This is a genomic window from Deefgea chitinilytica (assembly GCF_016881405.1).
Lineage (GTDB): Bacteria > Pseudomonadota > Gammaproteobacteria > Burkholderiales > Chitinibacteraceae > Deefgea > Deefgea chitinilytica.
The window spans coordinates 97,720-116,054 of the sequence record NZ_WOFE01000001.1 but is presented as its reverse complement, the minus strand read 5'-3'; the positions used below and the strand labels follow the sequence as shown (position 1 = coordinate 116,054).

Here is an 18,335-nt window from a genome sequence, read left to right as displayed (position 1 = left end):
TTACACCTAATACTAAAAAATCCTTCAATGAAGACGGCCAATCCCAAATTAAAGACGAAAACATTCACAGGATAGACAAGAAAACTGTGACTAACAGCAGCAACAGCTCATCGTACTACGCAGACAAACGCTGACAGGAAAGCAAGACGTCCGCATTTCATGCACGGTCGCCGCCCGAGGAAAAAGTAATAAAATTACATGATTTTGAACAATCAATGCCATTGATTGACATGATGTTGACCGTGCCCATGGCGATCCGATAAGTATGCGCACTTCATCGATTCAATCGAAAGAAGTCACCCTTCGCTTGATGCTGATCAATGCTGCATCGCAACAAAAAGAGGATGTTGACATCGTTCAACCTCACTTTTGGAATCATCATGAACTTACATGAAACAGACAATTTAGCCCTAACCCAACATTTCATTCCGGAGCAACCCATCTGGATTCAGCTATGGCTTGAACATCTCAACGCTGACGTTGCATAAATAGACAGAGGCAAACGCCTCTATTCGCTCAAACCACGCCAAGCAAAGTCGTGATCGCGCAGGCACTCTAACTGCAAATGCACCAGAAGATGAGCCATCAAAACAATCTATGCCGACTATTCTGATTCCCTATGCCAGCCATGATGGGCAGGCGCAACGAATTGCAACCCTGCTTGCCGAGCATTTATCAAACGCTGATTTGCACTGCGTGCTACTCGATCTGCATCAAGCAGCCCCAGAGCAAAACGCGCTCCAGCAAGCGAGTTTAATCGTGCTCGTGGCGGCAGTGCGTTATGGCAAACACTTGCCCGCCGCGACTCGGTGGCTACAGCGTCATCGCTCGATACTCAATACGCTCGCTTTGGCGGTAATCTCGGTCAACTTGACCGCGCGCAACAGGGAAAAGTGCGATCTCAATCGCAATACCTACCTCAAAAAATTGCTGAATCAATATGCAATTAAGCCAATCGCCGCCTGTGCGATCGCTGGCAAGCTTGATTATCCAAGGTATCGCTGGATAGATCGGCAAATGATCCGGCTGATTATGCTGCTAACTGGCGGGCCAACTAATCCCAGTGTTAGCACTGAGTTTACTGACTGGCATGCAGTTCAATCTTTTGCTGAGCAGCTGGCAGAATTAGCGACACAGCGCCGCTGATTGATGCAGCGCAGGCTATTTTGCCAACACAGATCAATAGACGAAAAAAAACGGGGTGAAATCACCCCGTTTTTTAAATCAATACGAATTACTTCGCCAACAAAATCCGCAACATGCGGCGCAGCGGCTCAGCAGCGCCCCACAGCAATTGGTCGCCAATAACAAACGCGCTGATGTATTCCGGGCCCATATTGAGTTTACGTACGCGGCCTACACCGATATCGAGCTTGCCAGTGATTTGCGCTGGGATCAGCTCTTTGACCGTGATTTCACGGTCGTTAGGCACCCATTTCACCCAATCGTTGCCCGATTTGATGATTGATTCGATCTCAGCCAATGGCAGGTCTTTTTTGAGTTTGATCGTCAACGCCAAGCTGTGGCAACGCATTGCACCGATACGTACGCATAAACCATCGACTGGAATCGTCGCATCAGTACCGAGGATTTTGTTTACTTCGGCTTGGCCTTTCCATTCTTCTTTCGATTGGCCGTTATCAAGTTGTTTGTCGATCCATGGGATCAAGCCGCCCGCCAATGGCGCGCCAAAGTAATCAGTTGGCACGTCATTAGAAATCGTGTGTGCCACTTTTTTATCGATTTCTAAAATTGCAGATGCAGGCGTTGCCAATTCATCAGCTACCGCGCCATACACTACGCCCATGCCCTTCAACAATTCGCGCATATGGTTTGCGCCGCCGCCTGAAGCAGCTTGGTAAGTCATTGACGAAACCCAATCGACCAAACCTGCTTTAAACAAACCGCCCATACCCATCAGCATGATCGAATTGGTACAGTTGCCGCCGATGTAGTTTTTCACGCCTTTGGCCAACGCGCCTTGGATCACGTCGTCATTAACTGGATCTAAAACGATCACCGCGTTGTCTTCCATACGCAATGTAGATGCCGCATCGATCCAGTAGCCTTCCCAACCTGCTGCGCGCAGTTTTGGGAATACCTCAGTCGTATAATCGCCACCTTGGCAAGAAATAATCACGTCCATAGCCGCCAATTGGGTGATGTCGTTGGCGTCTTGCAAGGTGCCCGCATCTTTACCGAAATTCGGTGCAGCTTGACCCGCTTGCGACGTGGTGAAGAATACAGGATCGATCACATCGAAATCCTTTTCTTCTTGCATACGTTGCATCAGAACCGAACCCACCATACCGCGCCAACCGACTAAACCAACCCGTTTCATGATTACTTCCTTTAGCGACAACTCAAATTAAATTCAGAACATAGATATTAGTGAAATTCCGTATGCCTGACTAGTCCACAGAGCGTATCGATTGCTGCAAACCAGTCACAGCCATGAATGCCTTTTCCTACGCACAAAAAACAAACAAAAGCAGAAAGAAAATGGAAAGTTTTCTTGCACTTACTATTTACATAATATTACAATGAAAAAAGTTACATATCAGCAAAAGGTAATATTGCATGCTAGGAAAATTTCTCAACATTGCCCAAAATGTTATTTATCGAAAAGCACGCCACCCCGAACTGATTACCACGATACAAGCGCCCAAGCAGCAACATAAAACAACTAAAAAGTTAAGCGCGCGTAGTCATGCGGAACTCAGCTTTCGCATTCAAATGTGTGTTGCAAGCGAACAAGCGCATGCTTTTGAATATCGCAGCAATGATTTAGCGCCTATTCCCCCCTTAATGCGCTCCATCATTCGTGACCTCAATCGCTTGCGAGAATTTGCCCCCGAAGAAGAACTCAAATTTCGCTACATGCTCAGCCAAGTCAACGCGCCAGTCACCCCTGCGGCGAGCAATCAATTTGCCAGCTTGGCGCAAAAAGCCAAATCACATGACAGCCTTTACAACGAAACCATTGCAGTTGAATAATCGCGACATCTGATATTGAGCAGCAAGGAAACCAGTTGTGCGGGTATTAATTCAAAGAGTGAGCCAAGCCAAAGTGACGGTCGCGGCACAGACAGTCGGGGAAATTAACTCTGGTTTATTATTATTGGTCGGTGTAGGCCATGACGACAACGAGGCTGATATCACATGGCTGGTGAATAAGATTTGCAATCTACGGCTATTTTCTGATGAAAAAGGCGTGATGAATTGCTCACTACTCGATGTTGGTGGTGAAGCCTTAGCGGTCAGCCAATTTACGCTGTTTGCCCAAGTCAAAAAGGGCAATCGCCCAAGCTGGGGCGATGCGGCGCCGGGCCCAATCAGCCAGCCTCTGTTTGATGAATTTGTGCGGCAACTAAGCTTCAAGCTGAACAAACCCGTACCAACAGGGCAATTTGGCGCTGATATGCAAGTCTCGCTCACCAACGATGGGCCAGTCACGGTGTTCATTGATAGTAAAGACTAGAGTCTGTTGAGATTCGGTTTGCGAATCTCAACAGACCTAGGATAAACCCGTACTTGACGAGCTAGTCGTGCCCAGCGCACAATGATTTCAGCGCCGATTTGAAACCCAGCTTGCAGGGCGCTTTATAAATGTTGCTAAAGCGTGCGAACCCACTGCACGTGGGTTTTTTGTTTTTCTAAGTTTTGATGCGAAAGTTTTCACGCAAGCCACACGCAACGCCAGCACCAGTAGTACGGCAAAGCACGGCAACGATACGTGGGAATTTTCGACTTATTCAATACTGCGCCAATTAATCGACAACTTGCGGGGCGCAATCGAAATTCCGCTAAAGCGTCGGTGATTGGAACAAAAAATCAATCACCGGCGAGTTTCTCAGGAGCTTGCCATGTACGACTGTTTAGAACTCGACCTACAACAAAACCAAAAATCAACCCGCAAATCACCCGCCGTGATTAAAAACAAACGACTTAATTTTGATACGTATCGCGAGCATAATGCTTTACAGCTTCGCGCAGCGCCCTATACCGGCCCGCAGTCTTTATTGCGTGCCTTTGCTGCGGCACACAGCCTGAGCTTGGCAACCCACAATTTACCCGATGGCAGTTTATTAATCCTCGGACTGAGTTGCGATGAAGCCCTGCTATTTCAACGCCGATTCCCGGAATTACTTGCAACTTTCGAGCCAGCGCGCCCGATACCCAAAGGATAAAATGCCTCGTTTACAAGACGCCAAAGCAACATGGATTTTAGCTTGGCCGATTATGGTCGGTCAGCTCGCGCAAACGGGAACTGGCTTTGTCGATGCCGTGATGGCGGGGCATTTGTCCGCGGGTGATTTGGCGGCTGTTTCAGTCGGTACATCGATCTGGAGCGTGATGATTGTAACGATGTTTGGCCTACTAATTGCGATTAGCCCAATGGCATCGCAAAAAGTCGGTGCCAAAGCGTTTCATGAAATCCCTGCACTCACGCAGCAAGCCTTGTACCAAAGCGTGCTGGTCGCCGCGGTGATGATGCTAATTGCCCATAGCTTGCTGCCGATATTTGCTCATATCGGCCTCACCTCCGATGTCGCGGCCAAGGCAAGTGACTTTTTAGCAGTCATTTCTTGGGGCTTTCCGGCCGTCGCGATTGCCCGCGTGCTATATGGCTATAGCTCAAGCTTGAATCAAACCAAGCCTATGATGATGATTTCGATCTTGGCGCTACTGCTGAATATTCCAGCCAACTATGTACTAATTTATGGCGTTTGGGGATTTCCAGCGCTGGGCGCAGTCGGTTGCGCATGGGCGACGGCCTTGTGTATGTGGTTTAGTGCGCTGCTATGGATCATCTGGATTTGGGTATCGCCGATTTATCGTGAAACTCATCCATTCAGAAAATTGCAGGGTATTCAGCTACAAACTCAAAAACAATTGGCTAAGCTGGCAATACCTATTGGGATCATGTTTTTTGTCGAAGCCAGCGCATTTAGCTTGATTGCGCTGATTATCGCCAAACTCGGCACCACCACCGTCGCCTCGCACCAAATCGCACTTAATTTTGCCTCATTAACCTTTATGATTCCACTCGCCATCAGTACCGCCCTCACCGTTCGTGTTGGCCAAGCGATTGGCGCGGGTGACTACACTCTGGCACGCTTTATCGGTCAAACTGGGATTTACCTCGGTTTTATCCTTGCTGTCGTTTCGGGAAGTATGATTATTTTGTTCCGCAACACGATTGCGACATGGTACACAGCCGATCCTGCGGTGATATTGCTTTCGGCGCAGCTCTTATTGTTGGCGGGAATTTTTCAATTTTCGGATGCCACGCAGATTGTCGTGGCGGGCGTATTGCGCGGCTATAAATCAACGCGCATGCCGCTGGCGATTCATCTGACTGCGTTTTGGGTGATTGGGATTCCACTGGGCTATGCACTGACTTTTGGCGTTGGACCATTTAGCGCACAAGGTCCGGCTGGCTATTGGCTAGCGTTAGTGATTGCACTGACCTTCGCGGCAATTGCGCTGTACGTCTTTTTCCAGCGCATCAGCAAACGAGCACTAACTCAGGGTATATCCAACTAGCTTTTGATTATGAATGGCTAGATAATCATACCCCTACTCACCCCAGCGTTGCATCAACTGATGCGGCACATTCACTTGATCTAAAATCCGCGCCACGACGAAATCAACCAAGTCTTCAATCGTTTTGGGGTGGTGATAAAAGCCGGGGTTCGGCGGCAAAATGACAACGCCGAGGCGCGAGAGTTTCAGCATATGCTCTAAATGAATCGCCGAAAACGGCGTTTCACGCGGCACTAAAATCAGCGTTTTACGCTCTTTGATCATCACATCAGCAGCGCGTTCGAGCAAATTATCCGATGCACCATTAGCAATCGCCGACAGCGCGCCCATCGTGCACGGTACGACGATCATGCCATCCCCCGGATTTGAGCCTGACGCCATCGGCGCGAACCATTCACTTTGTCCATACACCTGCAATTGCTCAGCGTCACTCACACCATATTGCGCGCGCAGCAATTCCGCCAAATCTGCCGCACGACTCGGCCATGTTAAATCCAGCTCTTGCTTGGCCACAATTTGCGCCACTTGCGTATACACCAAACGCACCTTGCAACCCGCCGCGAGCAAGCATTCCAAAGTACGCAAACCATACGGCAAGCCAGAAGCGCCAGTAAAAGCCAGAGTAATGGTTTTCATTATTAAATCCTCAAGAAACCGCGATAATTGAACGAATACTCAGCTCTGACTCTCCGGTGGAGCACTCGGTTCAGCATCACGCAATAATCGCGTCGCAATCAAACCATTGATCAAGCCAAACACAATCGACATCGCCGCTAACACGGGAATCAACACAACAATACCGTTATGCGGAATCAGCCATAAGCGTGCAATGATGAGTTGTCCGCCCAAATGCCCGAGCGCAGAGAGCATCGACAGTGACACTAAGCCAAACCAGCGGCGCGGCAAATATTGCGCCAAGCCCAGCACCAGCAAACTCACAATGCCGCCACCCAAACTCATTACAAATCCGGGCGAGAAAAATCCCCCCAAAACCAGCCCAGCCCCCAGTATCCGCAGCAAAGAAACCCAAACTGCCGCATTCCAACCCATACGTTGCAATGCGATTAAGGTGACAATATTCGCCAAACCGGGTTTAAAGCCAGGAATTGGCGAAGGAATGGCGGCCTCAACCACCGCCAAAGCGATGGCACAAGCAGCCAAGCGTGCAATCCATTCATCCTCAGCAGTGACTTTAAAGGTGCGCTTAATAGGTGAGACTGTCATACGCGAGAGGCTGATTGCCAATGAGTTGAATACTGGTGCGATTGGGTAGGCAAATGGCACTTTGCCCTGCTTGGGTAAGCCAACCGGCGCGCACGCAATACTGACGCGGACTAGGATCGCTAACAATCCGAACGCGACCCGCTGCGACTTCAACAACGGTATCGCCAAGCGGCCCAGCAATCGCCAAAGTCCGAGCCGCAGCCAAATCAAGCTCGGCAAACAATTGACCATCTTGAAATACTTTGACGCGCGTAGCGCTGCCCTGCGACCAACACGAGGGCGTAATGACCAACCACAGCGCAATGCAACAAAACAACATTAGATAATCACCGGGCTGCATCATTTGCAGCCATTGCCGCCAAGCAGTGTTAGGCACGATGATGCTGTTCGCGATGACGCACCAACACTTGGCGATTGCGCGCAAAGTGGCGGCGTAATTCTTCGGCTAAATAGACTGAGCGATGCTGCCCACCCGTGCAACCAATCGCCACCGTCACATAACTACGCTGATCGCGTTCGAACTCCGGCAACCAGCGCTCTAAAAAACCTAAAATATGCGTGAAATAGCTGCCAACCGTCGGTTGGCGCATTAAGAAATCCGCCACTGGTTGATCCATGCCGGTGAGCGGACGCAATACAGGATCGTAATAAGGATTCGGCAAACAACGCGCATCAAACACAAAATCAGCATCGAGCGGCAAGCCGTGTTTAAAACCAAATGACTCAAAAATCAGGGTCAATTTGGCACGATCCGAATCAATAAAATCACGCACCCAAACGCGCAGTTGCGCAGCAGATAAACCCGAGGTATCCATCGCATGCGACATTTCGCGGATGGTTTCCAGCATTTCACGCTCTAAGGCCACCGACTCCGTGACGGTTAACTCGCCTTTGGACAATGGATGGCTGCGGCGGCTTTCTGAATAGCGTTTGACCAACACTTCATTATTCGCTTCAAGGTAAATCATGCGCACGTCTAAACCCAAATCCATCAGCGCAGCCAAATGATCGGGAAAAGTGGCCAGATTATGGGCGCTACGCGCATCGATACCAATCGCCACTTTCGGATAGCCATCGCGATCTAACATCGAAACCGCTTGCGGCAATAAAGGAGCGGGTAAATTATCGAGGCAATAAAAACCCAAATCTTCCAGCGCCCGCAATGCGACACTTTTACCTGCGCCCGATAAACCCGACAAAATCACCAACTGTTGATTGCGATGCATTACTCACCCATTTCCATGAATTTTTGGTGGCGCTCAATAAACTCACGCGTCGAATCAATTCCGCGCAGCTGCAAAATATAGTTGCGCACGGCAGACTCGACCAAGACAGCCAAATTGCGCCCCGCCGCCACCGGAATCACTAGCTTGCGAACGGGAACATCCAAAATCGCCTGTGTGGCAGCCTGCATTTGCAATCGATCAACGGGCGCCACAGCTTCACCGCCGGCTTTGGCCAGATGCACAATCAACTTGAGCGTTTTTTTCGGGCGAACTGCGGTTTCACCAAAAATCGTCCGAATATTCAACACACCAATTCCGCGCACTTCCAAAAAGTCACGCAACATTGGCGGGCAGCGGCCTTCTAAGGTTTCTGGATTGGTGCGATAGACTTCAACAACGTCGTCCGCAACAAGACCGTGACCGCGTGAAATGAGCTCTAGCGCCAATTCAGATTTACCCATTGACGATTCACCGGTTAACAAAACACCGACTTCGAGTACATCCAAAAATACCCCGTGCAGGTGTGTCGACACAGCCAATGCTTTACTTAGGTAATAGCGCAATACCTCCATCAAATAAGGTGATTGCTCTGGGCTCGTCAGCAAAGGCACATGATGTCGCTCAGCAGCTTCACGCAATGAATCAGGTACCACTTGCCCATTGGCAACAATCATCGCCGACATATCATTGGCAAACAGCTGATTCAAACTCGAATGCTGAATATCGGCCGAGAGGCCATTCAGATAGGCGACTTCAGCAATACCCAGCACTTGAATTCGGTTTGGATGCACAAAATTCAAATGCCCCACCAAAGACAACGAGGGCTTTTGCTCCGACGCGTCATTAGACAGCAAATTATTCGCCCCCGACTGCCCAGCCACCCAAGTCAGGCGCAATTTCTCGGCATTATCGATAAAAAGTTGTCGGGCAGTGATTTGAGGCATGCTGGCTCGCGTTGATCAATTTTGGAAATGATTGAATAATAAATTTTACTACAGACTTTGAATGCTAAGGCAAAAGTTCCGGTGCACCACTGTTCCAGCTGACGCACGCACTATGACTTGCTCTGCCAAACAGACTGAGTGCCCAACAGGCCACCCCAAATAAGAAGCCCTCAGGCAAAAGCTGAGGGCTGTGTTGGCTTAAAACTCTGAAGCGTAGGGTTCCCATTGGGAAATTTGCTCCCACACTGCCGTCGCCTCAGGCAATCCAAGTAATTCTTCACGCAATTGCTTATCAGAAAACAACTGCGCCAATTCTGACAAAATTTGCAAATGCAGATCGGTCGCGTTGGCAGGAACCAACAACACAAAAATCAATGAAACTGGCTTGCTATCGGGGGCATCGAACTGAATAGGCTCTTTGAGACGGACAAAAGCGCCAACTGCTTCTTTCAAACCTTTAATCCGGCCATGCGGAATCGCGACGCCTTGCCCCAAGCCTGTTGAACCTAGCTTTTCTCGGGCAAATAAACTATCAAAAATTACGCTACGCGCAATACCGTGGCTATTTTCAAACACAATACCGACATGTTCAAAAACGCGTTTTTTACTACCCACGTCCAAATCAAGAAATACATTGGCAACGGGGAGGATTTTGCTAATCAGGCTCATGTTCAAACTTATGTCCTTAAAGGAGCCGCCATTGTAACCTGCGCTCCGAGAAACAAAAACGGGAACGACTCGCGGCGTTCCCGTTGTGTTGCTTGCGCAACGGATTATTCTTCGATCACCGCTTGGTGCTTGATGGCTTCATTACGATGGCCAGATTGCTTTTCTTTGTATTTAATAATCTGACGATCCAGTTTATCAGCAAGGCTATCAATTGCAGCATACATATCCGCATCGATTGACTCAACATGAAGATCTTTGCCGACAACATGAATCGTTGCTTCGGCTTTATGTTCCAGCTTATCCACCGACAAAATGACGGCAACATCAATCACATTATCAAAATGACGTGTCGTACGTTCAATTTTGCTTGTCACGTATTCACGAATCGCTGGTGTAACTTCCAGATGATGACCACTAATGTTGAGGTTCATATACTACTCCTTCGGTTTTTGTGCTTTTGTATAAGGCGATGTGCTTTTACAAACACTTGCGCTGATTAACGGGAGGAATCATTAACGCCTCCCTGTACTTAGCAACGGTGCGTCGCGCAACCACCACACCTTGCCGTGCGAGTTCTTCAGTTATAGCACTATCCGATAAAGGTTTGTGCGTATTTTCCTGCTGTACTAGTTGTTTGATCAAAGCTTTGATCGATGTGGCGGAGTTTTCACCACCACTTTCACTTTCAACGTGACTACCAAAAAAGTATTTATACTCAAATACACCGCGTGGCGTCAGCATATATTTTTGAGTTGTTACACGAGAGATGGTCGACTCATGGAGTTCCAATTCATCAGCAATATCCCGTAATACCAAAGGTCGCATTGCAACCTCGCCATACTCAAAAAATGCTTTTTGCCGCGCGACAATTGCTTCAGCAACCCGCAAAATCGTACTACCACGCTGCTCAACACTTTTAATCAACCAGCGTGCTTCTTGTAGCTTACCACTTAAGCCAAGTGCTGAATCACCCTGCAGCAACTTTGCATACATCTCATTAACTCTAAGTTTAGGCTGCGCCGCCGAATTCAAGCGTACCTGCCATTGGCCACGAACTTTATTCACAATCACATCAGGCAATACATAGCGCGTCGTTTCTGCAGACCAATTGGCACCGGGTCTTGGCGTTAAGCCACGCACTAAAGTTTGTGCCTCGCGAAGTGTTGCTTCGTCGCATTGCAGTTGACGTTTAAGTCTAGTGTAATCCCGCTGCGCCAATAAATCGAGACCTTCATTCACCAATCGCATGGCAATATTACGCACTGGATTATCTGGTAAAACACGCAATTGCAGGCTAAGTGACTCAGCCAAATCTCTTGCCCCAACTCCAAGTGGCTCAAGCTGCTGCAAATGCTGCAAAGCAATTTGCAATTCTTCTGGCTCTAATTCTAATTCCGCAATCAGCTCGGCAGGTATTTGTGCGTAAATCTCATCTAAACTTTGGCTTAATAAACCATCATCATCTAGCGCATCAATCAGTAAAGTAATCAAAGCCCTATCACGCTCTGGCAGCACCAACCAACCACTTTGCTCTAGCAAATAATCACGGAGTGAATCGGTTTTCGGTACTCGTAAAGCAGGGTCATTTTCATCATCTTCATCAAACGATTGGCCTGACCTGACCTCGTCCCAACGCAAGCTATCGCCCTCTTCCACCACCTCGCTAGCCTCAAGTGGCGCCGCTTCTTCACCGGCATCAGTCACGCCATCCTCACGCTCTAGCATGGGGTTTTCCGCTAAGAATTGTTCAATTTCTTGCTGAAAATCAAGCGTGGAAAGTTGCAACAGTTTAATCGACTGCTGAAGTTGGGGAGTCAAATTGAGCTGCTGCGACATTCGCAGCTGCAAGGTTTGCTTCATGACACGTGTGGCCTAAATAATGCGGTTTAATACCACTACATTTTGAAATGCTCGCCCAAGTACACTTGGCGAACATCTTCATTATTCACAATTTCAGTGGGTTTACCAGCGGCAATCACCGCGCCTTCCGAGATGATATAAGCGCGATCACAAATCCCGAGTGTCTCCCGCACATTGTGATCGGTAATTAAAACACCAATCCCGCGGCCTTTCAGAAAACCAATAATCCGCTGAATATCAATCACCGCAATGGGGTCTACGCCAGCAAACGGTTCATCAAGCAAAATAAACTGCGGATTCGATGCCAAAGCACGGGCAATTTCAACACGACGACGCTCACCACCCGATAAACTGAGTGCGCCACTGTCACGCAAGTGCCCAATATGCAAATCATGCAACAACTCATCCAAACGAGTATTGATTTCTTCTTTGCTTGAGTAGTGCAATTCAAGTACCGCTTGAATATTTTCTGCCACGGTCATTTTGCGAAAAATCGAAGCCTCTTGCGGCAAATAACCCAAGCCCAGACGAGCTCGTTTATGAATAGGCTGCTGACTTACATCTACACCATCGAGCTCAATCAAGCCAGAATCCATCCGGACTAAACCCACAATCATATAAAAACTGGTGGTTTTACCGGCGCCATTTGGCCCCAAAAGACCAACGACCTCGCCACTGGCGACTTCAATCGAAACATCGCGGACGACAGTGCGTTTTTTATACGATTTTTGTAAATGCTGCGCTTTCAACACACTCATTTGGCGGCGTCTTTCTTTTTCGGGTTGATCGTAATATTGACGCGATTACCAGGTTTACTTTGTGCTTGATAAAATTCAGTGTTCAAATTGTAATTAATCGTGTCACCCATAACGACATCCTGACCTTTTTTGACCCAGGCTTTATCAATCAGCACCATTTCACCTTTGACTTCATCGTAATCAAAGCTCAAAGATTCAGCATCGAGCATTTCACCGCTATCTAATTTTTGTTTAAAACGCACAGGACGGCCTTCGCCCTTGGCAAATTGTTTACCATCGGCGTCTTGGCGCATCACTACTTTATCAGCACGCATCACCATCGTGCCTTGAGTCACAATCACGTTGCCAGTACACACGGTTTGCTGGGTTTTCTGCTCAGCCAAACAATGATCAGCAACGATGTTCATCGGTTTTTCACGATCTGCCTTTTCGGCAAATGATGGAGAACTAAGGATTAGCGCGAGGAGCGGCAGAACGAGGTATCGGGACATAGGTCATCTTTACTTTAGATTTAAGTTCTAGGGTTTCTAATGGATTATTCAAGACAAATCCCACGGCTTCAGCATGGCTTTGTCCCATTTTAGCGGTCACAAACTGTGTTGACTTAGCAATCTGCGCATGGCCATCAATCCAAATATCACGGCCATCAATGATTAACTCGGCATGATTATCATAGGGCGCACGCCGTAATTGTGTTGCGTCGTAAAACCAAGTTTCTGACGCTTTACGAATTGAGCGTGCTCGGGTACCAATCACCACCACCGTCGGCTTACTGGCTTGAGTATGCGTCAATACCGGCGACTCATACAACATCGTATCTTCAGCAGGCACATGGGTAACCCGACTTGCCACAAGGTGCGAGCGCTTTAAGCCCGCTTCATCAAAGCGTACAAGAGTCCCTTCATTAGCAATCAGATCCGGCGCATTTAAATCAACTCGATTAGGTAGGGCCAAATTCGTCGCGACACGACTAAGTACCCAGATCAGGCTACCGACGATCACTAAGAGTAACAGGGGTAATACCCATGTAGTTAAACTGCGCAAGACCACCCCCTAACTCAAATAGGGCGCCAACGCGGCATCCAAGGTGTTTTGCGATTGCATAATCAGCTCACACACTTCACGCACCGCCCCCGCTCCGCCTTGGCTACCCGTTACATAATGGGCATATTGGCGTACCAAGGCCGGAGAATCCGGCACCGCAGCTGCAAACGCCACGCGGCGCATCACCGGCAAATCAATTACGTCATCGCCCATATACCCACACTGTTCTGCGCTCACGCCGACTTCGCGAATAAGTTCTTCAAACGAAGCGCGTTTATCATGCGCGCCTTGATAAACATACTCGATACCTAAATTTCGCGCGCGGTGCAGCACTAAGTTGGATGTGCGGCCTGTAATAATGGCCAATTTCACGCCACTGTTTTGCAGCATTTTTAAGCCATGCCCATCTAAAGAATTGAAGGCCTTCATTTCTTCACCGGCGTCGTTAAAGTACAAACGGCCATCGGTCATCACACCGTCAACATCAAAAATCATCAATCGAACTTGCTTTGCCTGCTCAAGCATTGAGCTTCCTTCTTCTATCTAAATAATCTTAGGTATCACATTAAAATCCAAGCTTAACAATGCCTAGATAAATATACCCTCTAAACCACTCTAGCACGGAGTAGATCATGCATATTCAAAGCGCCGACTAAACGACCCTGATCTTGAACCAATAGGCCATTAATACGGCGTGATTCCATTACTTGCACCGCTTCCGCGGCAAGGCGCGAAGCCTCAATAGTAGCAGGGTTTGGCGTCATCACGGCACTCACCGCGGTGGTACGAAGATCGATATCACGATCCAAAGTGCGTCTCAAATCACCATCGGTGTACACACCGACCAACTCGCCACTTGAATTGACTACGGCGGTCATTCCTAAACCTTTACGGCTAATCTCGAGCAAGGCATCGCGCAAAGGGACATCATCTTGCACCACCGGCAAGCGCTCGCCATGGTGCATTAGATCACGGACATGAACCAATAAGCGACGCCCTAAAGTGCCCCCCGGGTGTGACAACGCGAAATCTTCTGCCTGAAAACCTCTGGCCTCTAGTAAAGCCACCGCTAAGGCATCGCCCAATGCCAAGGCCACCGTGGTACTCGCCGTCGGAGCCAAATTGAGTGGACAGGCCTCTTCGGCGACTGCGACATCCAAATGCACATTGGATTCCAAAGCCAGTGTCGACTTAAGATTACCCGTCATCGCGACCAGCGCGACCCCCAGGCGTTTTAAACTTGGTAATAAGGCAACCAGTTCATCACTTTCACCCGAGTTAGATAAGGCCAACACGATATCGGCCGATGTAATCATACCCAAATCGCCATGCGCGGCTTCACCGGGATGAACAAAGAACGCTGGCGTTCCGGTGCTGGCCATAGTAGCGGCGATTTTACGCGCAACATGTCCTGATTTGCCCATGCCCATAATAATCACGCGACCATGACAGGCCAGCAACAATTGGCAGGCTCGATCAAATTGAGTATCCAATCGTGATGCAACCGCTGAGATGGCTTCTGCTTCAATCTGCATCACACGACGCGCGACTTCACTTGCCGACCATGCCAACTCAAATCCCGCTTCTATCGCTTTCATAAAGAGGTTATTTCCAAGCCAATCCAACGCGCAGTATAAAAGACCTTGCGAGTTGATGACAGCACCAAGTGCACCGTTCACCGTGTCAGAATTTACACAACTGGCGACTCACGCAGGCTTGGCGACCGTAAACGCAACGTCAACAACAGCGAGCTCGGCTATAATCGAGCGACACTTCGTCCTCTGAACAACTATGCCCATTAATCTGCACTCTTTTGTTCTTCTGCTGGCGGCTGCCGTAATTACGGTTGTGGTATGCCGCAAATTCAAACTTCCTGCGATGCTGGGCTACTTACTCGTCGGAATGCTAATTGGCCCATATGCGCTTGGCTTTATTCAATCGAGTGAACAAGCCAGCCATCTAGCCGAGTATGGGATTGTGTTTTTGATGTTTACGCTCGGGCTAGAATTTAACCTAGCGAAGCTCAATGCCATGAAGCGCATTGTATTCGGACTAGGCACGGCTCAAGTTGGCGCGGTGCTGGTCTTTATTGCGGCGGCGGTAATGCTAGCAGGACTAGACTGGCGAGCAGGTCTAGTATTGGGTGCGGCAGCAGCGATGTCGTCGACCGCCATGGTTTCCAAGCTCTTATCCGATCGGGGCGAACTCAATGCGCCACACGGCCAAAATGCAATCGGTATTTTACTGTTTCAAGATTTAGCGGTCGTTCCATTTCTGATTATTATTCCGGCACTAAGCCTACCAGACGGCAGTATCACCATCCCACTGATCAATTTAGAAGTCGATCAACTGCTGTTCGCTCTCTTTCTGGCTTCTCTAAAAATTGTGTTTGTGCTGGTTGTGCTGCTCTCGCTAGGGCAAAAAATTATGCGGCCTTGGTTTAATTTGGTCGCCAAACAACATGCTAGCGAGCTTTTTATGATCAATATTTTATTGGTCACACTAGGCACCGCATGGCTCACCGAAGAAGCAGGTTTATCTCTGGCTTTGGGCGCATTTTTAGCGGGTATGCTGATCGCGGAAACCGAATACCGCTATCAGGTTGAGGACGACATCCGCCCTTTCCGTGATTTATTACTTGGGCTCTTTTTTGTTACCGTCGGCATGAATTTGAATTTCAGTATTTTGCTCTCTGAATGGGGCATGGTGCTGACAAGCTTACTGCTTTTAGGGCCGGTCAAAATCGCTCTCATTGCCGCTTTAGCCAAGCTTTTTGGCAGCTCACCTGGGAGCGCACTGCGTACCGGATTTGCGCTGGGCCAGGGCGGTGAGTTTGCCTTTGTTTTATTAGCACTTATCGGGCAAGGTGGGCTCGTTCCCAGCCCGATCTTACAAGCCGCCACTGCAGGGGTCATTTTGTCGATGCTGATTACGCCAATGCTAATCCAGCACTCCGATAAAATTGTCTTACGCTTGGCTAGCTCCGAGTGGATGAGCTTGGCCGCCAATTTGCACAATATTGCAGTACGCAGCATGGCAGCCAATGGCCACGTGATTTTGTGTGGTTTTGGCCGTAGCGGGCAGTCCTTAGCGCGGATTTTAAGCCAAGAAGACATCCATTTTTTTGCGCTCGATCTTGACCCAGAAAAAGTACGCGAAGCTGCCAGCGCTGGTGAATCGGTCGTATACGGCGATGCAGCCAAACGTGAGGTACTAATTGCCGCCGGCCTCATGCGAGCCCGCGCCATCATTGTGACCTATTCCGATACGCATTCAGCGATGAAAATTTTAGAGCTTGCTCATCAGTTGCGCCCAGAAATCCCTGTCATTGTGCGTACCCAAGACGATAGCGACATTGACCTACTGAAAAATGCCGGTGCTGCAGAGGTTGTGTCAGAAATCATGGAGGGTAGTCTGATGCTTGCTTCGCACACGATGATGCTATTGGGCGTGCCACTGAATAAAGTCATCCGGCGAATTCGCGAAGTGCGTGAAACCCGCTACCAATTAATTCGTGGTTTTTATCGTGGTCTCAACGAAGACACCGACGAAACAGATCGCCAGCAGCCGCGGTTACATACACTGCAACTGACACAAAATGCTTACGCAAATGGCTACACGATTGCCGAACTGAAACTCGACAAATTACAAGTCGAAATTCGCAGCATTCGCCGCCGCAATACCCCACCATTCCAACCCGAGCAAGACTTCCAACTCAGCACCGGCGATGTCTTGGTGCTGTTGGGCGAACAAGAAAACTTAGCGGCGGCAGAAATGCTAATCCTGCAAGGCAAGTAACAGGTATAACTGGCTAGCAATTAAAAATACTAGCCCACAACGCAATACCCAACAAAAAAAGGAGCTAAAGCTCCTTTTTTTTATTTCAATCTCTAAATGTTTTAATGCCGATCAAACTTAGGACGTTTGCCGACCGTGGCTTCAATCTGCACCGGACTACCTTGCCGCATTACCACCATCGGCGTCACCCGCTCTGGTGGCAATGCAGAAATCAAATCCAACATCTGCGACGAATTAGTCACTTCTTTACCATCGATTTGCACCAAGATATCGCCAGGACGAATGCCAGAACGTGCAGCAGGGCCATTACGTACCACGCCAGCAATCAACGAGCCCTTGGTTGACTCAAGACGGAACGACGCCGCCATTTCTGGCGTGACATCCTGCACTTCAATCCCCAACCAGCCACGCGTTACGCCGCCTTCTTTGATAATAGCTTCCATCACTTGCTTCACTGTCGTTGCCGGAATCGCAAAACCAATCCCCAGTGAACCGCCAGTCTTCGAGTAAATTGCCGTATTAATACCCAGCAAATTACCTTGCGTATCAACCAAAGCGCCGCCTGAATTACCCGGATTAATCGCTGCATCAGTTTGAATAAAATTCTCAAACGTATTAATCCCTAATTCGCTACGTCCCAATGCCGAAATAATCCCCATAGTCACTGTTTGACCAACGCCAAATGGATTACCAATCGCGAGCACCACATCACCGATAGCAATTTTTTCCAAATCGGCAAATTGAATCGCGGGTAAATCGGTCAAATCAATCTTGATCACCGCAAGGTCAGTTTCAGGATCGCTGCCAATCAAACGCGCCATCGCCCGACGACCATCAGCTAATGCCACTTGGATTTCGTCAGCAGATTCAACCACGTGATTGTTGGTAATAATGTATCCATCAGTTGAAACTAAAACCCCCGAGCCAAGACTTGAGGTTTTTGCTCCGCCCTCGGCCTCTTCTCTATCACCAAAAAAACGCCGAAATTGGGGATCATTCAAAGGCATGCGACGATTTTGTTTGATCGCTTGTGACGTAAAAATATTCACCACCGCCGGCTTAGCACGTTTTGCCGCATCACGATAAGATGAATCCGCTGGCACTGCGCTAGCGCTCGCAGGCGCTTCCTTGGTGACGGTGACTACTTCAGGTTGCGAATGTTGACGCCAGTCAGGTTTAAATACCGTTACTAAAAACCAGATGGCTAAACCGATCGTGGCGGTTTGTGCGAAAATCAGCCAAAGTTTTTTTATCATTTTGCA

The 18,335-nt window shown here is 48.7% G+C and carries 21 protein-coding genes; 6 read left to right on the top strand and 15 right to left on the bottom strand.

Annotation, left to right across the window (positions count from 1 at the left end; translation table 11 throughout):
- Positions 1–597 precede the first annotated feature (597 nt).
- On the top strand, positions 598–1,146 hold the full coding sequence (hemG, locus tag GM173_RS00575; RefSeq protein WP_203569392.1) for a menaquinone-dependent protoporphyrinogen IX dehydrogenase: 549 nt from the start codon (positions 598–600) through the stop codon (positions 1,144–1,146).
- A gap of 88 nt (positions 1,147–1,234) precedes the next feature.
- Here the strand turns inward: hemG and asd are convergent, their stop codons facing one another.
- Positions 1,235–2,341 carry an aspartate-semialdehyde dehydrogenase gene (asd, locus tag GM173_RS00570; protein ID WP_203569391.1) on the bottom strand — a complete coding sequence of 369 codons (1,107 nt, stop codon included), beginning with the start codon at positions 2,339–2,341 and terminating at the stop codon, positions 1,235–1,237.
- Positions 2,342–2,580: 239 nt separating this feature from the next.
- On the opposite strand from asd, the gene GM173_RS00565 reads away from it, so the two are divergent.
- From GM173_RS00565 to GM173_RS00550, 4 genes are all read left to right on the top strand, one after another.
- Entirely contained in the window at positions 2,581–2,997 is a 417-nt protein-coding gene (locus GM173_RS00565; protein WP_203569390.1) for a hypothetical protein, read from the top strand.
- 37 nt (positions 2,998–3,034) lie between these two features.
- Positions 3,035–3,481, top strand: coding sequence for a D-aminoacyl-tRNA deacylase (gene dtd, locus GM173_RS00560; protein ID WP_203569389.1), 447 nt, complete (start codon positions 3,035–3,037; stop codon positions 3,479–3,481).
- A gap of 385 nt (positions 3,482–3,866) precedes the next feature.
- Positions 3,867–4,190, top strand: coding sequence for a hypothetical protein (locus GM173_RS00555; RefSeq protein WP_203569388.1), 324 nt, complete (start codon positions 3,867–3,869; stop codon positions 4,188–4,190).
- Between the two features lies 1 nt (position 4,191).
- Positions 4,192–5,550: an MATE family efflux transporter gene (locus GM173_RS00550; RefSeq protein WP_203569387.1), complete on the top strand. Its 1,359-nt coding sequence runs from the start codon at positions 4,192–4,194 to the stop codon at positions 5,548–5,550.
- 33 nt (positions 5,551–5,583) lie between these two features.
- On the opposite strand, the gene GM173_RS00545 is transcribed toward GM173_RS00550, so the two are convergent.
- The 13 genes from GM173_RS00545 to GM173_RS00485 form a co-directional block, all read right to left on the bottom strand.
- Positions 5,584–6,186 (bottom strand): flavin prenyltransferase UbiX, encoded by a 603-nt coding sequence (locus tag GM173_RS00545; RefSeq protein ID WP_203569386.1) that lies wholly within the window; start codon positions 6,184–6,186, stop codon positions 5,584–5,586.
- A gap of 39 nt (positions 6,187–6,225) precedes the next feature.
- The gene (locus GM173_RS00540; protein WP_203569385.1) at positions 6,226–6,774 is read right to left on the bottom strand and encodes a Gx transporter family protein; all 549 of its coding nucleotides are present in this window, start codon (positions 6,772–6,774) and stop codon (positions 6,226–6,228) included.
- Positions 6,755–7,150: a NusG domain II-containing protein gene (locus GM173_RS00535; RefSeq protein ID WP_308439561.1), complete on the bottom strand. Its 396-nt coding sequence runs from the start codon at positions 7,148–7,150 to the stop codon at positions 6,755–6,757. The genes GM173_RS00540 and GM173_RS00535 overlap by 20 nt, the downstream gene beginning before the upstream one ends.
- Positions 7,143–8,000 carry an RNase adapter RapZ gene (gene rapZ / locus GM173_RS00530; RefSeq protein WP_203569384.1) on the bottom strand — a complete coding sequence of 286 codons (858 nt, stop codon included), beginning with the start codon at positions 7,998–8,000 and terminating at the stop codon, positions 7,143–7,145. The genes GM173_RS00535 and rapZ overlap by 8 nt, the downstream gene beginning before the upstream one ends.
- Entirely contained in the window at positions 8,000–8,944 is a 945-nt protein-coding gene (hprK, locus tag GM173_RS00525) for an HPr(Ser) kinase/phosphatase (protein ID WP_203569383.1), read from the bottom strand. The genes rapZ and hprK overlap by 1 nt, the downstream gene beginning before the upstream one ends.
- Before the next feature lie 198 nt (positions 8,945–9,142).
- Positions 9,143–9,613, bottom strand: coding sequence for a PTS sugar transporter subunit IIA (locus GM173_RS00520; RefSeq protein WP_203569382.1), 471 nt, complete (start codon positions 9,611–9,613; stop codon positions 9,143–9,145).
- 104 nt (positions 9,614–9,717) lie between these two features.
- Positions 9,718–10,044: a ribosome hibernation-promoting factor, HPF/YfiA family gene (hpf, locus tag GM173_RS00515; protein WP_203569381.1), complete on the bottom strand. Its 327-nt coding sequence runs from the start codon at positions 10,042–10,044 to the stop codon at positions 9,718–9,720.
- Positions 10,045–10,090: 46 nt separating this feature from the next.
- Positions 10,091–11,473, bottom strand: coding sequence for an RNA polymerase factor sigma-54 (locus GM173_RS00510; RefSeq protein ID WP_203569380.1), 1,383 nt, complete (start codon positions 11,471–11,473; stop codon positions 10,091–10,093).
- A gap of 35 nt (positions 11,474–11,508) precedes the next feature.
- Positions 11,509–12,231 carry an LPS export ABC transporter ATP-binding protein gene (lptB, locus tag GM173_RS00505; RefSeq protein ID WP_203569379.1) on the bottom strand — a complete coding sequence of 241 codons (723 nt, stop codon included), beginning with the start codon at positions 12,229–12,231 and terminating at the stop codon, positions 11,509–11,511.
- Positions 12,228–12,722, bottom strand: coding sequence for a lipopolysaccharide transport periplasmic protein LptA (lptA, locus tag GM173_RS00500; RefSeq protein WP_275412312.1), 495 nt, complete (start codon positions 12,720–12,722; stop codon positions 12,228–12,230). The genes lptB and lptA overlap by 4 nt, the downstream gene beginning before the upstream one ends.
- The gene (lptC, locus tag GM173_RS00495) at positions 12,679–13,275 is read right to left on the bottom strand and encodes an LPS export ABC transporter periplasmic protein LptC (RefSeq protein ID WP_203569377.1); all 597 of its coding nucleotides are present in this window, start codon (positions 13,273–13,275) and stop codon (positions 12,679–12,681) included. Before lptC ends, lptA begins: the two co-directional genes overlap by 44 nt.
- Positions 13,276–13,284: 9 nt before the next feature.
- Positions 13,285–13,800, bottom strand: coding sequence for a 3-deoxy-manno-octulosonate-8-phosphatase KdsC (gene kdsC / locus GM173_RS00490; protein WP_203569376.1), 516 nt, complete (start codon positions 13,798–13,800; stop codon positions 13,285–13,287).
- An 80-nt stretch (positions 13,801–13,880) separates the two neighbouring features.
- Positions 13,881–14,873: a KpsF/GutQ family sugar-phosphate isomerase gene (locus GM173_RS00485; protein ID WP_203569375.1), complete on the bottom strand. Its 993-nt coding sequence runs from the start codon at positions 14,871–14,873 to the stop codon at positions 13,881–13,883.
- A gap of 193 nt (positions 14,874–15,066) precedes the next feature.
- Between GM173_RS00485 and GM173_RS00480 the strand changes: the two genes are divergently transcribed.
- Positions 15,067–17,073, top strand: a complete 2,007-nt coding sequence (locus tag GM173_RS00480; RefSeq protein WP_203569374.1) for a monovalent cation:proton antiporter family protein — start codon at positions 15,067–15,069, stop codon at positions 17,071–17,073.
- A 101-nt stretch (positions 17,074–17,174) separates the two neighbouring features.
- Here the strand turns inward: GM173_RS00480 and GM173_RS00475 are convergent, their stop codons facing one another.
- A complete protein-coding gene (locus tag GM173_RS00475) occupies positions 17,175–18,329 on the bottom strand; it encodes a Do family serine endopeptidase (RefSeq protein ID WP_239078171.1) in 1,155 nt (384 codons plus the stop codon).
- Positions 18,330–18,335: the final 6 nt, after the last annotated feature.

What these genes read in the sequence shown, in the direction of transcription:
- asd (WP_203569391.1), bottom strand. Translation starts at nt 2,341, where the DNA reads ATGAAACGGGTTGGTTTAGTCGGTTGGCGCGGTATGGTGGGTTCGGTT.
- rapZ (WP_203569384.1), bottom strand. Translation starts at nt 8,000, where the DNA reads ATGCATCGCAATCAACAGTTGGTGATTTTGTCGGGTTTATCGGGCGCA.
- hpf (WP_203569381.1), bottom strand. Translation starts at nt 10,044, where the DNA reads ATGAACCTCAACATTAGTGGTCATCATCTGGAAGTTACACCAGCGATT.
- hprK (WP_203569383.1), bottom strand. Translation starts at nt 8,944, where the DNA reads ATGCCTCAAATCACTGCCCGACAACTTTTTATCGATAATGCCGAGAAA.
- GM173_RS00485 (WP_203569375.1), bottom strand. Translation starts at nt 14,873, where the DNA reads ATGAAAGCGATAGAAGCGGGATTTGAGTTGGCATGGTCGGCAAGTGAA.
- GM173_RS00520 (WP_203569382.1), bottom strand. Translation starts at nt 9,613, where the DNA reads ATGAGCCTGATTAGCAAAATCCTCCCCGTTGCCAATGTATTTCTTGAT.
- GM173_RS00480 (WP_203569374.1), top strand. Translation starts at nt 15,067, where the DNA reads ATGCCCATTAATCTGCACTCTTTTGTTCTTCTGCTGGCGGCTGCCGTA.
- lptA (WP_275412312.1), bottom strand. Translation starts at nt 12,722, where the DNA reads ATGTCCCGATACCTCGTTCTGCCGCTCCTCGCGCTAATCCTTAGTTCT.
- GM173_RS00540 (WP_203569385.1), bottom strand. Translation starts at nt 6,774, where the DNA reads ATGACAGTCTCACCTATTAAGCGCACCTTTAAAGTCACTGCTGAGGAT.
- GM173_RS00475 (WP_239078171.1), bottom strand. Translation starts at nt 18,329, where the DNA reads ATGATAAAAAAACTTTGGCTGATTTTCGCACAAACCGCCACGATCGGT.
- lptB (WP_203569379.1), bottom strand. Translation starts at nt 12,231, where the DNA reads ATGAGTGTGTTGAAAGCGCAGCATTTACAAAAATCGTATAAAAAACGC.
- GM173_RS00565 (WP_203569390.1), top strand. Translation starts at nt 2,581, where the DNA reads ATGCTAGGAAAATTTCTCAACATTGCCCAAAATGTTATTTATCGAAAA.
- kdsC (WP_203569376.1), bottom strand. Translation starts at nt 13,800, where the DNA reads ATGCTTGAGCAGGCAAAGCAAGTTCGATTGATGATTTTTGATGTTGAC.
- GM173_RS00510 (WP_203569380.1), bottom strand. Translation starts at nt 11,473, where the DNA reads ATGAAGCAAACCTTGCAGCTGCGAATGTCGCAGCAGCTCAATTTGACT.
- hemG (WP_203569392.1), top strand. Translation starts at nt 598, where the DNA reads ATGCCGACTATTCTGATTCCCTATGCCAGCCATGATGGGCAGGCGCAA.
- GM173_RS00555 (WP_203569388.1), top strand. Translation starts at nt 3,867, where the DNA reads ATGTACGACTGTTTAGAACTCGACCTACAACAAAACCAAAAATCAACC.
- GM173_RS00550 (WP_203569387.1), top strand. Translation starts at nt 4,192, where the DNA reads ATGCCTCGTTTACAAGACGCCAAAGCAACATGGATTTTAGCTTGGCCG.
- GM173_RS00545 (WP_203569386.1), bottom strand. Translation starts at nt 6,186, where the DNA reads ATGAAAACCATTACTCTGGCTTTTACTGGCGCTTCTGGCTTGCCGTAT.